Genomic DNA, 14094 nt, shown 5'->3' with positions numbered 1-14094 from the left:
TAAAGATAAATGAAACGGGGAGAGAAGGGATTGAGTTGACGACGAGAAAGAAAGATTTACGAGCCTATTTGAAAGACCACCTGCTAGTCGGAGATGGTGCGATGGCGACCCAGCTGCACGGGCTGGGCGTCCCGGTTGGCGTCAGCTTTGAAGAGCTGTGTTTATCCAACCCGCGCTTGGTACATGAAGTTCATACGTCTTACTATCAGGCCGGTGCACGTTTCATGGAGACAAATACGTATTCTGCCAACCGAGATGCATTGAGCCGTTACGGTCTGGAGCATAAGGTAGCGCGGATTAACCGGCTAGCAGTCGCCATTGCACGGGAAGCCGCACAGGATGATGCTTATGTGGCTGGGAGCATCGGATCGATTTTGGCTGGACGGGTGAAGAAAAAGGTTTTGGACGAATACCGTGACCAGTATGAGGAACAGGCGATTGCTTTGTTGCATGCGGGCGTAGATGGACTGATTTTGGAGACGTTCGTGGACTTGGAGGAGCTGCTTCTGGCGATCGAGGTAATCCGTCCGCTCACAGATGTCCCTGTAATCGCGCAGTTAGCCACTCTGGAAGTAGGACGCACACGTGATGGCTACGCTTTGACAGATGCTTTTTCCGAGCTGAAAGCCGCAGGCGCTGACGTGATCGGACTAAACTGTCGCCTTGGTCCCGCTGAATTGCTACGCTCGTTTGAAAATACAGTGATTCCAGAAGATGCACTTTTATCCGTATTCCCGAATGCGGGGCGTCTGGGGATGACTGACGGAGAATACGCTTTTAAATCGTCACCTGAATATTTTGGACAGAGTGCGCTTCGCTTGCGTGAGCAGGGGGTACGGTTGATTGGCGGATGCTGCGGAACCACACCTGCACATGTGAAGGCGATTGCGGATGCACTTGAGTCACTTGAGCCGCAAGCGCGTGTGAACCCGACCATCGTAGCTGGTGATCGTCCTTCGATTTCTGTGCAGAACACGAGGGAGAGGGAGAAACCAAGCATTGTCGAGCGCGTAAAAACAGCAACGACGATCATTGTCGAGTTTGATCCGCCGCGTGATCTGGATGCAGACCAGTTTCTCCACGGATGCTGCGAGCTGCACAAAGCAGGAGCGGACGCCATTACGTTGGCGGATAACTCGTTGGCGACAGTGCGGATGAGCAACATGGCTCTCGGGGCACTCATGAAGAGCAGACATGGAATCGATCCGCTCTTACACATCGCTTGCCGGGACCGCAATCTCATTGGGCAGCAATCGCACTTAATGGGGCTGCACGCTTTGGGGATCGACCAAATATTGGTGATTACTGGGGATCCATCGCGCTTTGGGGATTTGCCAGGTGCCAGCTCGGTATTTGATGTGACCTCTTTTGATCTGATTCGCATGGTGAAGCAGTTGAACGAAGGCGTTTCGTTCTCAGGACGTCCGTTAAAGCAAAAAGCCCAGTTCATCGTGGGCGCGGCCTTTAATCCGAATGTCCGAAACATGGATGCTGCCGTTGCCCGCTTGGAAAAAAAGGTCGAGGCAGGCGCGGACTACATTATGACACAACCTGTGTACGATGCTGAGTCCATCCGTAATGTATACGAGGCGACGAAGCATATCGGCATTCCTGTCTTTATCGGGATCATGCCGTTGACCAGCTCGCGCAATGCGGAGTTCCTGCATAATGAAGTGCCGGGAATCAAGCTGTCGACAGAAGCTCTGGAACGGATGAAAAAGGTACAGGGGGAGGCCGCCCGCCAGGAAGGGATTGCAATCGCGAAGGAATTGGTCGACACGGCCGTTCGTTACTTCAATGGCATCTATCTGATTACACCCTTCAATTATTACGAGATGGCGGCAGAGCTCATTCAATACACTCGTCAGCAAAGCTCATTAGTGAAGCTGGCTCAGACTTAGCGGTATACATCAGTAAAATAGGGAAGGCCTATGTGTATAGACAGGCTATAGCCGTGCGTCTAATATACATGGGCCTTCATCTCGTCTAACATATAGGCGGTCTTGAGAGCTTCCCGATTGCAAAACTGTTGAATCTCAGCAAGGCTCATCTGGGCATACAGCTTCTTGCGTAAGAAACGTTCAATGATATGTGGGAAAGAGAGATCGACAAAGAGCAAATGCAGTTGTTCTATCGATAGGGGATTTTCTTGGAGATAGCCACTCAATATATGAGAGAACCATTCTTCGTTCCACTGCTCATTTTTTCGCATCGCAAGGGATAGCACACGGGCAATGTCTTTGGACGGAAAATCGTAACGAACATCCTCCCAGTCAATGATTGCAATTCTTTGATTACTGACGAGCAAATTCCCATTGTTAAAATCTCCGTGACAGAGATAGTGATTGCTTAGGGGTTCCTTTTTCCATTTCGAGAAGTATGGAGAGGATATCAAATGTTCCTTGGCTGTGATCCCGGCTTGTTTAAAAAAAGGAAGATATTCCGCGAGCGCAGTGTATTTTTGATCATTCTTCCCAGCGTGTCGAAGCTCCCACTTCTCAATGGCAGCTAAATCTGTTTTGTACTCCACGGACCATTTTTCTGCGCCATTGTAAAGGATGCCATGGTTGGAGGAAAAACCGAGCGACCTCGCATGAAATTTGCCTAATACCATGCCGATCCGTTCCATTCGAATAGGGGAGTTATACGCAATATTTGGCCAGGATAGCCTTTGGTGCAGAACGAAAAGATTTTCCTTATGAGTGATGTAACGCTTATTATTTTTGGTTCGTTGAATGTCGGGGATGAGTACGCCGTTTTTGCGCAAATACGCTTCTGCATTCAGAATGAAATGTAAACGTTCCTTTTGCAGAGGGAAAGCTTTTCCGATGAATTTGCCATTGGTTGTTTCCAAGTAAATGACGAATGATTTGGATGTATCCCGAATGGTTTTGTGATGCAGAACGGTCATGTCGTATCTGTTCTGGATTTTTTTGATGAGGTCGTCCACTGCTGATGCCCCTCCTTGCGTACAGAGCTACAAGTATTGTATGGAAGAAGAGGAGTGGTTGACACGAAAGGATCTACTTAGGCGCGGGAAGAGGGTGCCAATTCATCTCGCGTAAAAAATGACTCAGCTCACTAAACTTGGCGATTCGTTCCTCACGTGTAAAAGATGCGTTAGCCCCACTGGTAGACGGGACGACAAACACATAGCTGCCAGACCAATCTTCGGTCCCAAAGTACCTGAGTGGCTGCAGCCCCAGTGAAATGGCTTCTTTTTTTTGTCCAGTCGCGTGACGAAAAGCAGTAATGCCGTTAAAACAAATGACACGAGGCCGGTAAGTCTGGATCATTTGGACGAACAGCTCTGCCCCTGTGGCATAATCCTCGTTGCGCAGGTCTGTTGCGGAGCGGGTAGGGCGTGATACCAGATCGGTAATACCGTAGTTGTAGTCTAAGAGGGTAGCGGTTTCCTCGGGCAAGAGCTTGTGAGGTGTCAGGCCGCCTTCGTACAATCCACGCCAAAACAGGTTGGCTGGATTGGCGTAGTGGAAACCCGTCGTAGCTGATATACGCCCTGGATTGATACCGCAAAATAAGACCGCCAAATCGCGGCGAATGTATGTGGGCAACCATTTTTCTGTGAACTCGACCAAAAGCGAACCCCTCCTGTTTACCACATTGTAGCACATCAGTGAGCGCTTTCAGAAAGGAGCAAAAAAAGCTGCCAGATTCGGCAGCTTCAGGTTATATTGGATCAAGTATTGGATCTTATAACTGGGGAAGCGGATACGGCAGCACTTGCTGTGGCTCATTGAACGTGAATTGCTCCATTTCATTCCGGACGTATCTTTTCGTCTCGAATGGAACGACTTCTTGTTCTTCATTCCCCCACAACCAATTCGACAGCATTTGTATCATAAGGATACCCTCCACTTTGTGGAAATGTTTTACATGTTCATCATACTCCAGGTGAGGGCATTTTTGGTTGGGCAGGTGTGAATAAGGCGTGAAGAAATCGTGGATAGAACGTGAACAAAAAGGAAGCGATTTCACAGGGCTTCGAAAAAAAGCGTAAAGAAATCCGCCTGTACGAACGGACTCTTTTCGCTTTTTTGCCGTGCCATTTCTATGGATTGGTGGACCACAGTCCAGCGGATTTCACGAAGATGCGTTTGTTCAGCTTCAGCTGGCTAACCACGAACTCAGCAATATCCTCAGGCTGCATGGTCTTTTCAGGATTTCCGTCGGTCAGACCCAAGTCAATGGCCATATCGGTTGCTACTGTGCTAGGCGTAAGCGCCGTTACGCGAATGTTGTGTTTGCGCACTTCGAGAGCCAACGATTCAGTCAGGCCAAGAACACCAAACTTGGATGCACTATACGCGCTGGTGACAGGAGCTCCTTTTTGTCCAGCAGTGGAGGAGATGTTGATAATGTCACCGGAGTTTTGGTCAATCATGCCAGGGAGTACAGCGCGAGTGACGTAGTACACACCCATCAGATTGACTTGGATGATTTGTTCCCATTCGCTCGTTTCAAGCTCCAGGAATTTACCGAATTTAGCGACGCCAGCATTGTTGAGCAGGATATCAATGTGACCCAATTCATTTTTGATAGAGGTAACGGCTGTCGTGACGTCATCATAGTTGGAAACGTCTGCTGTCGCAATCGCGACCTTCACGCCGTATGCTTCTATTTCCTTCGCTACTTGCTTCAAATTTTCCTCAGAGCGAGCCAAGAGGCCGAGATTCACGCCTTCTTTTGCCAAAGCAATTGCAGTAGCGCGACCGATGCCTTTACCTGCTCCTGTAATGATTGCGGTTTTTCCTTTTAGATCGATAGCCAATCGATAACACTCCTTTTTCAAGACAATAGGAATCTCATGTATATTGTGCAGTGTACTAGCATTTATCCTCGAGGGGAAGGATGCACTTTTATGTACGTAGGTTACGAAAGGTAACTTTACAAAATAAAAATGTCCTCCCTGAGCAGGGAGAACATTGGATAGCAAAGGGATAACTGCTTACAGCTTGTATACGTCTGTGTATTTTTTCTCAAGGTAATTCATCAAGTAAGTCGCATTTGTACCTTCGCCTGTAATCGCTTGAACGAGTTCACGAGGGCTCTTCATTTTACCGTACTGATGGATTTTTTCCTTGAGCCACTCACGGATTGGAGCGAAATCGCCTTTTGCGATCAGTTCTTCGTAGCCGTTGATCTCACTCTCCATAACGTGGACGAATTGTGCCGCATACACATTACCCAGCGAGTAAGTAGGGAAGTAGCCGATCATTCCGCCTGACCAGTGTACATCCTGAAGCACACCCAGTGCATCTGTCGGTGGCTCGACACCCAGGTATTCTTTCATTTTTTCGTTCCAAATTTTTGGCAGATCAGCCACTTGAATGGTTTGATTGATCAAGCCTTTCTCGATTTCGTAGCGGATCATGACATGCAGGTTGTACGTCAACTCATCTGCTTCCGTACGGATAAAGGAAGGAGTAACAGCGTTAACCGCACGATGCAGGTCTTCTACAGACACACCTTCGAATTGAGTAGGGAACGCTTTTTGCAAGTCCGCGAAAAAGTGATTCCAGAACGGCAGACTGCGTCCGACCATGTTTTCCCAGTAGCGGGATTGAGATTCGTGAATCCCCATGGAGGTACCATCGCACAGAGGAGTGAACAGCAGGTCAGGATTGATGTTCTGCTCGTACATCGCGTGGCCAGCCTCGTGAATACAACTGAAGAGCGCAGAGTTGAAATCATTTTCAGCGTAGCGCGTCGTAATGCGGACATCACCAGGATTGAAGGTGGTGCAGAACGGATGCGCACTGCGATCCATGCGGCCAGACTTGAAGTCGTACCCGATTTTCTCGAGGATATAACGGCTGAATGCTTCTTGGTCTGCCACAGGGAAGTTTTTCGTCAAAAATGATGTGTCTGGCTTGTTCGGGGAGTCGGCGATTGCTTTTACCAGCTTGACAGTTTTCTCGCGCAAGGTGGCGAAGATCGGATCGAGCTGGTCGACAGTCATGCCAGGCTCATACATGTCCAAGAGGGTGTTGTACTTGTTTTTACCGTCATGACCCCAATACTCGATGAACTCGAGCTGAAAGTTCACGATTTTCTCAAGGTACGGTTGGAACATGGAAAAATCGTTGTTGGCACGAGCTTCTTCCCACACCGTTTCTGCTTTGGCGGTCAGCACGACGTACTCCTGATGCCTGTCAGCAGGTATTTTTTTGTTGCGGTCAAATTCCTTTTTGCATTCCAGCACACTGTGACGGGTAATTTCATCCAATGTTTCGAGGACAGATGGCTCACTCAGTTCCGTCAAAAGCGCTTCCATTTCTTTAGACGTCGCCAGCTTGAATTGCTCGCCAGCCAAAGTCCCGATGATTTCAGAACGGGCATCCATTCCATTGCGAGGCGCTTGTGTAGCCTTGTCCCAATAAAGAACGTTCAGTGCTTGCGTGTAGCTGGTTATTTTCTTCACATAGTCACGGAATTCGGCCGTACGTGTTTCCACAGTCGTTGACATAGGGTTCCTCCTGTAAAATTGTAATATTCTGGTAATTAATATGTAAGTCATGCAGTCAAAAAATTTTTACTACTGAATATTATAACGGTTTAATGAAAAATTACTAGGTGGATGCGACAAGCATTTGTCGGTATAATCGTAGAGGAAACGAATGTGTTACTTATTTGCGATGACAGGAGAATGAAGATGAGTCAATCCAATCCCCAATGGGAAAATGAGATAGCAAAACGCCGTACCTTCGCCATCATCTCCCACCCGGATGCGGGTAAAACGACAATGACGGAAAAGCTGCTCTACTACGGCGGAGCCATCCGTGAAGCAGGGATGGTCAAAGGGCGCAAAAATTCCAAGCACGCTACCTCCGACTGGATGGAGATCGAGAAAAAGCGTGGAATCTCCGTAACGTCCAGTGCGATGGATTTCGAATACAACGGACACCACATCAACATTTTGGATACACCTGGTCACCAGGACTTCAGTGAAGATACGTACCGTACGCTGACGGCTGCTGACGCTGCTGTGATGATTATCGACGTAGCAAAAGGGGTAGAGGCACAGACGATCAAGCTGTTCAAGGTCTGTCGGATGCGGGGTATTCCGATCTTTACGTTCGTGAACAAGCTGGACCGTCACGGTAAAGACCCATTCGAGCTCTTGGAAGAAATTGAGCGCGTATTGGGTATTCGTTCTTATCCGATGAACTGGCCGATTGGGATGGGTAGCTATTTCAGCGGTGTATTTGACCGCATGAAGTCTCGTGTCGAGCTGTATCAAAACAATACACAGCACGAGGATATTTCCTTTTTCCCTGTAGAAGGAGCAGAAGATCCACTAATCGGTGATCGTGTCGGTCAAGAACTGTGGCAGCAATTGCAGGACGAAATCTCCCTGCTGGATGTTGCGGGAGATGAATACGATCCTGAACTGATCAACAAAGGACAACTGACACCTGTTTTCTTCGGTAGTGCCATCAACAACTTCGGTGTACAAACATTCCTTGATAACTTCCTGCAAATGGCGCCAGCACCTTCTGCGAAGAAAAGTACAGAAGGCTTGATCGATCCGTATACGAACGCGTTCTCCGGCTTCATCTTCAAAATCCAAGCCAATATGAATCCAGCTCACCGAGATCGCATCGCTTTCTTGCGTATTTGCTCCGGAAAGTTTGAGCGGGGAATGTCAGTCAAGCACGTCCGTCTTGGCAAAGACATCAAATTGGCGCAGCCAGTACAGTTTATGGCACAGGACCGCGAAATAGTCGATGAATCGTTCGCGGGAGATGTCATCGGTCTTTTTGACCCGGGCATTTTCCAGATCGGTGATACACTCTGTGTTGGAAAAACGTTTGAGTACGAAGAAATGCCGCACTTCTCGCCAGAGTTTTTCTCCAAGGTGATGGTGAAGGACGCGATGAAGCACAAGCAATTCCAAAAAGGGATCATGCAGTTGACCGAGGAAGGAACGGTGCAGTTATTCCGTACCCATCCGATGGAAGAGCTGATTCTTGGCGTGGTAGGTGTGCTTCAGTTCGAGGTACTGGAATACCGTTTGAAAGCCGAGTACGGGGTAGACATCATGTTGACTCGTATGCCGTATCAAATCGCTCGCTGGCTCGAAGGGGAGAAAGCAGACCTCGATGCTGTGAAGAACAGAACCGTTTCTGACCGTTATGGCCGTCCCGTTATGCTGTTTGAGAGCGAGTACCAGCTGCGTGTTGCGATGGATAAGTACTCGAATATCAAGTTCCACGAGAGTTCTCTTGGTTTGAAATCCGTTCATTCTTAATTGAAAAAAGAAATGCAGGGCCTCCCGATTACGGTGAGGCCCTCTTTGCAGTTGCCTGTCTTGCACGACATTTACTTTGGCACAGGCGACACAGGTATCCACTTGTTTAAGTACAACGAATACGGATGTTCAAAGAAAATAAAGTAGTAGACTGGTGTTATTGATTGAGCAGGCTAGGATTTGCGAACAGGTAAATATGCTTTTGGAATTTTACAGGCGACACTGTAAGCGGGATTGAACACGTTGGCCACCTCATATTCGACGACTTGGCCGAGCAGCAGGCTTGCTTCATTTACCGAGAGCCCATAGTCTTCAACTAGCAAGGAGAGCATTTCAGTAGTTGCGTGCTGAAGCGCTTGTTCGAGCGGTCTGACGTTGCCGATGCAAGACAAGTGAGTGTCGGACTCCACCCTAGGCCATTTTATCGTCTTGCCCTTATGCACACGGACGGAAAAACGGACGAATCGGCAGGTTCAGGTATTCTAAACCGGGTGTCGGCTTCTCTAACCGCGCTATACCCTGCGCAGCATCCACCTGCCAGCGGACTATTTCCAGAGTGGGCAATGTTGTAGCTGTCAGCGGATCGACTACGTTAGGCGCAAGCACATTGCATGTCCATCCCCAGTCCCGGTTTGGCGTCATCGATTCCAGCTTAACCTCCAACACATCACCGGGTTGTGCGCCTTCCACGTAGAAGGGACCCGTCATCGGATTTCCTCTGGGGGCAACGCTTTCTCCCATGTGATCCCATCCTCTTGCATCGATGGTAGAGGTGATAACCGTGTCGCCGTCGTTTATAACCAGCGCCGGTTCATAAGAGCCGATATTGTTGTAATACAGTTGCGGTTGAAACGTATGTATAGCCATTTCATTCACTGCCTTTCCTGGAATGTTTAAAGTCAAATATCCGAATATTTGTCTATAATAATTCTCAGTATGGAGGATAAAATCCCTTTTGGTATCTTTTCCAAGTTTTCTCGATGTAATATTGACTAGTGTCTAATACTTTATTTTCTTTTGACAACGGAAGTCTAATCCATTTCACCATTTCCACGACTCATTTGGACAGTATGGACTAGAACTCGATGGCAAAAAACTTGACTGCCTCCGTAGTATTTGGAAGGGTAATCATCCCTTTATCTTGCAGGCCGATTTTCTTTAAAAGATTGGCAGAAGATGTATTATCGGGGTTAGTGATTGCTACGATGCGCTTTAAGCCGACAACTTCTTTTCCGTGGGTAAGAACGGCAGAGGCTGCCTCAAACGCGTAGCCTGTGCCCCAGTATGCGGGCAGTAAGGCAAAGCCGATATCGACATCCTCCAGCGAATCTCTCTTGATCAGTCCACATAAACCGATCGGAACATTTCCTTCCTTCAGCTCTGCCAAATACAGACCAAAGCCATGACTCGCGTACATCGCGACAGCACCATTCAAAATATAGTTGCGGGCGTCTTCTGGCGTACGAAGACCACGATCGCCAATAAATCGAATCCAAGAAGGCTCATTCATCAGTTTCAAGACAAAATTAGCGTCTTCGGCAGTTTGCCAGCGGAGGATGAGACGATCTGTTTCTAGCACTTTCAAAGGAACGACACCAGCCATTTCTTTTTTCATTTATCCGATGATTTGCAGCTCTTTGGGAAAAGACGTCAATACTTCTACGCCATCCTTCGTGACGAGCACATTGTCTTCAATGCGGATGCCACCGATCTTCGTGTTATAAATGCCCGGTTCAATCGTGAAAACCATGCCTGGGATGAGTTCTCCAACTGCCTGGCTGTGAACGTACGGGGCCTCATGAAGCTCCAATCCGATTCCGTGCCCTACACGATTGATGAAAAATTCTCCATAGCCCCGGTCCGCAATGACACCTCGTGCAGCTAGGTCAACCTCTGCGATCAGAGCTCCTGGTCGAACGGCTTGTATCCCAGCCAGATTCGCTTGCAAGACCGTATCGTACATATCTAGCAATTCTGCACCCAGTTGACCAACTGCAAAAGTACGAGTCAGGTCCGATACATACCCATCGACATACACCCCTGCGTCAATCAACAAAACTTCACCCGCCTGAATCACACGTGTCCCCGGGTCGCCATGGGGCAGTGCTGCTTTTTCTCCAGCTAGTACAATCGTTGAAAAGGATGGACCTTGGGCTTTTAGCTTTTTCATCTGGTATTCGAGCTCTGCGACGACGTCCAGTTCCGTCATCCCTATGGATATCAGAGGGAGCGTACGGCGTAGGGATTCCTCCATCACCCAAATAGCTCGCTTGATAGTCGCGATTTCAGATGCATCCTTAGCCACACGTATATTGCCCAGCAATTCTCCGACATCCACTGCTTCTGTAGCTTGCACGATCGATACGAGTGCCTCATATGTTTTCGCTGTCAAATGGTTCTTCTCCACACCAATGTGAGAGAGGGGAGTCGGCAGCAAATGCTGAAGCACAGTAAGTGCATTCTGTGAATCGTCATGGGTGTAAATCATAATGGCAGGACAAGCCTCCCGTGCTTTTTCACCGTCCAGAAGTGGAACGAAGAGGAAGGGGGACTCGCCTCTCACCAAAATGAGGCCCATGAAACGTTCATGTGGCTCTGTCAAAAATCCGGTAAAGTAATACACGTTTTTGGGATGCGTAATAATCAACGCGTCCAGTTTCCTGCTTTCCATATACGCGTGCAGCTTTTCCAGTCTTTCTTGCATCCAGATCACCCTTTTTTATTGGTAGACAATGTTAGGTTCTAAAAATGACAGGCGTCAAAACGGACAGGATCTCGGCTTCTTCAACAGTGGAAGGATTGTACCACGTATGAAGGAGAGAGGAAGGGAAGTGGATCGTGTCTCCTTGTTCGAGATGGTATTCTGTTCCGTCGACGACGATGGTGACACATCCTTTTAGGACGTAATAAAACTCTTCACCTGGATGCTGAAAGGCGACATGCTTCATCTGTCCGGGTGGCAACACGTTGAGGAGGGGTTCAAGCGCCCTATCGGGGAAATTCCCACCGATTCGAACGTACTTCACAGGTGAACCTTCAATCTGCAACGTTTGACGCTTTTCAATGGGAGTGTGGTACGTGATATCTTTTTCTACTTCAAAGAAGTACGTAATGGGGACACCCAGACATTCCGCAATTTTTTGCAGAGAAGTAATCGCGAGCGAACTGTTACCACGCTCTACTTGTGATAAGAAACTGACGGAGAATCCTGATTTCTCACTTAAATCCTTTAAAGTAAGCTCCTGCTGTATACGAAGCGCTCGTATTTTTTTGTAAACGTGCTCCAAAAAGTCACCTCCTGACCAAAAACAATTACCGTATTACAGTAAATATTACGGTAATACGAAAATAAACGCTACATTTATTCCGAATTTTCTCTATTCTTTTCTTATCCTACTTGTACCATTCCCTTCATATACTGGGACAAAGATAGGCCGTTAGAGAGGAAGGGAATGCTTTGAGGGCTCTCCTGTTAGTGGTTTTGTTTCTTGTTGCCTTTGACATGCACGCGCAGACGCCACTTCTTGCGCCGTATTTAAACGTATTGGGTGTATCCGCTGCGATGATCGGCTTCGTGCTCGGCGGATATGCGATCAGCAATTTGACAGGCAATCTGCTCGCAGGACCTTTTCTCGATCGCTATCCGAAAAAATGGTTTATCGCAGGTGGATTGATTTTGGCTGGTGTGATGCTGATTGGCCAAGGCATCGTGCAAAATACCGCAGGTTTTTTTACCTTTCGGCTGATGCTCGGGTTTTTGATGGCGTTTGTATCCCCTGCTTGTTCTGCCTTGCTCGGAGAAACAGGGAAGACGGCACTTGAGCAGGGCGAAATCATGGGTAAAAAGGGATTGGTCCTTACCTCGGCAGGTATCGTATCCCCGGCAGTCGGTAGCTTTTTGGCGGTGCAGTTCGGCTATGGTCAATCATTCGTGATTCTCGGCTACATGATGATCATTGCTGGCGTTTTCGCTTGGATGATGTTGCCCCAAAGAGTAGAGGGAAGCACGCCGTCCACGCCACGGATCAAAGGTGGGGGCAAGCAGAGCCTTACCGCTATCCTGGAAAATCGCATGCTGTACCCTGCGTTTCTTGGAGGATTTGCGATCATTTACGCCCAAGGAACAATCATCTATGAAGTGCCTTTGCTCATCCAAAAACAAGGGCTGTCCCCCGCAGTTACTGGCATCTTGTTCAGTTTGAAAGGTTTGGGGGCACTAGCGATTCTGTGCCAGTTTTGGCTGCATCGCGTCCCCGTAGAGACGAGAACGTTTGCTGGATTGGGTGTGCTTAGCCTTCTTCTGTACGCCCTCGCAATCGGCTTGGCGATTCCGATTCACGTCATGATGTTTTTCTTCGGGGCGTGCTTTGGGATGCTGTTCCCAGCTTTTGCGACCATTTTGACGGTACATTCACCCCGAGAGCAATACGGGAGTGTGTTTAGTATTTACTCAGCGGTATTGTCGATCGGAGCGGTATTGAGCCCAATATTGGCAGGCTTGCTGGGGAATTGGCACCATTCCTACTTCATTGCGTTTTTTGTAACAGCTGGCGTGTGTCTGATCGGGGGACTACATCGATTCTTGTTAAGCGGGGTTCCGCGCTAAGTGGATTAAAAATAGAGAGTAGAAGGACTTTCTGCTTAGTAAGCAGGGGGTCTTTTTTCGTTTCCATAAACAAAAAGTTGAGCATCGTGCCATAATCCGATATAATACCCATTGTGATTTTGATAATTATTCTCAATGAAAATGTGGTCGAGTTGGCAATTGCCGCTGCTTGATGGCATGACGCAGATGGAGGAATACACCAATGAAGAAAACAGCCAAACTTTCGATAGCCAGTGTCGTATTGGCAAGCCTAGTTACAATCGTGAGCGCTTGTTCTGGCCAGCCGAACGCAGCGAATCCAGAGACTCAAGCGGGTGACAGTCAGACTGCGACACCGGGGGCTGAAGCTCCACGAGTACTGAAGGATGCGATGGGAAATGAAGTAACAGTCCCAGCCCGACCGCAGCGCGTGATTGCTTCTTATCTGGAGGATCATTTAGTAGCGTTGGGAGTGAAGCCAGTCGCCCAATGGTCTGTAGGGAACAGTGAGGTACAGGGCTACCTGCAAAAGGAGCTGGCGGGTATTCCAGCGATTCCTTATGATCTGCCACCAGAAGTTGTGATGAGCCACAGTCCTGACCTGATTATTTTGGATAGCGCGACCTTGATCCAAGGCGACAAGTATAGTCAGTACGAAAAAATTGCGCCAACCTATACAATCGGAAAAGAAAAGAACAGCGATTGGCGCAAAGAACTCCTGACAGTAGGAGAAGTCCTTAACAAGGGGGAAGAAGCGAAGAAAGTGCTGGCGGCTTATGAGACATTTGCAGCCGAATCCAAACAAAAGTTGCAGCAAGCGATCGGAGAAAAATCAGCGGCAGCACTGTGGATGACGGGGAAAAATGTGTACGTAGCACGTCAGGACTTGTCTAGCGGCGATGTGCTCTACAAGGACCTCGGCTTTAAGGTTCCTGCCATCGTTCAGGAAATCTCCAAGTCAGGAGAAGCAAACTGGAATTCGATTTCCATGGAGAAATTGGCTGAACTCGATGCCGAGTACTTGTTTATCGTAAACAGTAATCCAACTGGTTTGGAACAGCTGCAAAAGGACCCCGTATGGGCGAATATCCCTGCTGTGAAGAATGGAAATGCCTATACGTTTGCGAAAGATTCCAGTTGGCTGTACACAGGCGTCATCGCTAACCGCCAAATGATTGAGAATGTACTGAGCAACGTAATCAAATAAGAAGAAAAAGCCTATCCACCCTTTGAC

14 protein-coding genes are annotated in these 14094 nt (G+C 48.2%); 4 read left to right on the top strand and 10 right to left on the bottom strand.

Features of this window, described 5'->3' with window-relative positions; genetic code table 11:
- Positions 1-35: 35 nt before the first annotated feature.
- A complete protein-coding gene (locus POF51_RS24285; RefSeq protein ID WP_069852247.1) occupies positions 36-1901 on the top strand; it encodes a bifunctional homocysteine S-methyltransferase/methylenetetrahydrofolate reductase in 1866 nt (621 codons plus the stop codon).
- A 59-nt stretch (positions 1902-1960) separates the two neighbouring features.
- On the opposite strand, the gene POF51_RS24280 is transcribed toward POF51_RS24285, so the two are convergent.
- The 5 genes from POF51_RS24280 to POF51_RS24260 form a co-directional block, all read right to left on the bottom strand.
- Positions 1961-2950 carry a phosphotransferase gene (locus tag POF51_RS24280; protein ID WP_069852244.1) on the bottom strand — a complete coding sequence of 330 codons (990 nt, stop codon included), beginning with the start codon at positions 2948-2950 and terminating at the stop codon, positions 1961-1963.
- Positions 2951-3023: 73 nt separating this feature from the next.
- The gene (locus tag POF51_RS24275) at positions 3024-3599 is read right to left on the bottom strand and encodes a mismatch-specific DNA-glycosylase (protein WP_069852242.1); all 576 of its coding nucleotides are present in this window, start codon (positions 3597-3599) and stop codon (positions 3024-3026) included.
- Between the two features lie 115 nt (positions 3600-3714).
- Positions 3715-3864: a hypothetical protein gene (locus POF51_RS24270; protein WP_016739809.1), complete on the bottom strand. Its 150-nt coding sequence runs from the start codon at positions 3862-3864 to the stop codon at positions 3715-3717.
- A 208-nt stretch (positions 3865-4072) separates the two neighbouring features.
- Positions 4073-4792, bottom strand: coding sequence for a 3-ketoacyl-ACP reductase (locus tag POF51_RS24265; protein WP_069852239.1), 720 nt, complete (start codon positions 4790-4792; stop codon positions 4073-4075).
- A 177-nt stretch (positions 4793-4969) separates the two neighbouring features.
- On the bottom strand, positions 4970-6490 hold the full coding sequence (locus POF51_RS24260) for a carboxypeptidase M32 (protein WP_017247886.1): 1521 nt from the start codon (positions 6488-6490) through the stop codon (positions 4970-4972).
- A gap of 186 nt (positions 6491-6676) precedes the next feature.
- Here POF51_RS24260 and POF51_RS24255 point away from each other — a divergent pair, with 186 nt between their 5' ends.
- A complete protein-coding gene (locus POF51_RS24255; protein ID WP_017247887.1) occupies positions 6677-8275 on the top strand; it encodes a peptide chain release factor 3 in 1599 nt (532 codons plus the stop codon).
- Between the two features lie 173 nt (positions 8276-8448).
- Here the strand turns inward: POF51_RS24255 and POF51_RS24250 are convergent, their stop codons facing one another.
- The 5 genes from POF51_RS24250 to POF51_RS24230 all read right to left on the bottom strand — a co-directional run bounded on the left by POF51_RS24250 (position 8449) and on the right by POF51_RS24230 (position 11562).
- On the bottom strand, positions 8449-8667 hold the full coding sequence (locus POF51_RS24250; protein WP_271756254.1) for a hypothetical protein: 219 nt from the start codon (positions 8665-8667) through the stop codon (positions 8449-8451).
- Positions 8668-8710: 43 nt separating this feature from the next.
- Positions 8711-9142: an acetamidase/formamidase family protein gene (locus POF51_RS24245; RefSeq protein ID WP_271756253.1), complete on the bottom strand. Its 432-nt coding sequence runs from the start codon at positions 9140-9142 to the stop codon at positions 8711-8713.
- A 208-nt stretch (positions 9143-9350) separates the two neighbouring features.
- Positions 9351-9890, bottom strand: a complete 540-nt coding sequence (locus POF51_RS24240; protein ID WP_083261741.1) for a GNAT family N-acetyltransferase — start codon at positions 9888-9890, stop codon at positions 9351-9353.
- Entirely contained in the window at positions 9891-10979 is a 1089-nt protein-coding gene (locus POF51_RS24235; protein ID WP_069852235.1) for a M24 family metallopeptidase, read from the bottom strand.
- Between the two features lie 31 nt (positions 10980-11010).
- On the bottom strand, positions 11011-11562 hold the full coding sequence (locus POF51_RS24230) for a helix-turn-helix domain-containing protein (RefSeq protein ID WP_069852233.1): 552 nt from the start codon (positions 11560-11562) through the stop codon (positions 11011-11013).
- A gap of 170 nt (positions 11563-11732) precedes the next feature.
- Between POF51_RS24230 and POF51_RS24225 the strand changes: the two genes are divergently transcribed.
- Positions 11733-12881 (top strand): MFS transporter, encoded by a 1149-nt coding sequence (locus tag POF51_RS24225; RefSeq protein WP_017247895.1) that lies wholly within the window; start codon positions 11733-11735, stop codon positions 12879-12881.
- A 202-nt stretch (positions 12882-13083) separates the two neighbouring features.
- A complete protein-coding gene (locus POF51_RS24220; RefSeq protein WP_069852231.1) occupies positions 13084-14067 on the top strand; it encodes an ABC transporter substrate-binding protein in 984 nt (327 codons plus the stop codon).
- Positions 14068-14094 lie beyond the last annotated feature (27 nt).

This window comes from Brevibacillus sp. AG, assembly GCF_028369215.1.
GTDB classification, from domain to species: domain Bacteria; phylum Bacillota; class Bacilli; order Brevibacillales; family Brevibacillaceae; genus Brevibacillus; species Brevibacillus porteri.
The sequence above is the reverse complement of the archived record's forward strand: the minus strand, read 5'-3'. Positions and strand labels throughout refer to the sequence as shown.

Coding starts and splice junctions, on each gene's coding strand:
- POF51_RS24270 (WP_016739809.1), bottom strand. CDS start 3,864: ATGATACAAATGCTGTCGAATTGGTTGTGGGGGAATGAAGAACAAGAA.
- POF51_RS24220 (WP_069852231.1), top strand. CDS start 13,084: ATGAAGAAAACAGCCAAACTTTCGATAGCCAGTGTCGTATTGGCAAGC.
- POF51_RS24255 (WP_017247887.1), top strand. CDS start 6,677: ATGAGTCAATCCAATCCCCAATGGGAAAATGAGATAGCAAAACGCCGT.
- POF51_RS24245 (WP_271756253.1), bottom strand. CDS start 9,142: ATGGCTATACATACGTTTCAACCGCAACTGTATTACAACAATATCGGC.
- POF51_RS24260 (WP_017247886.1), bottom strand. CDS start 6,490: ATGTCAACGACTGTGGAAACACGTACGGCCGAATTCCGTGACTATGTG.
- POF51_RS24235 (WP_069852235.1), bottom strand. CDS start 10,979: ATGCAAGAAAGACTGGAAAAGCTGCACGCGTATATGGAAAGCAGGAAA.
- POF51_RS24240 (WP_083261741.1), bottom strand. CDS start 9,890: ATGAAAAAAGAAATGGCTGGTGTCGTTCCTTTGAAAGTGCTAGAAACA.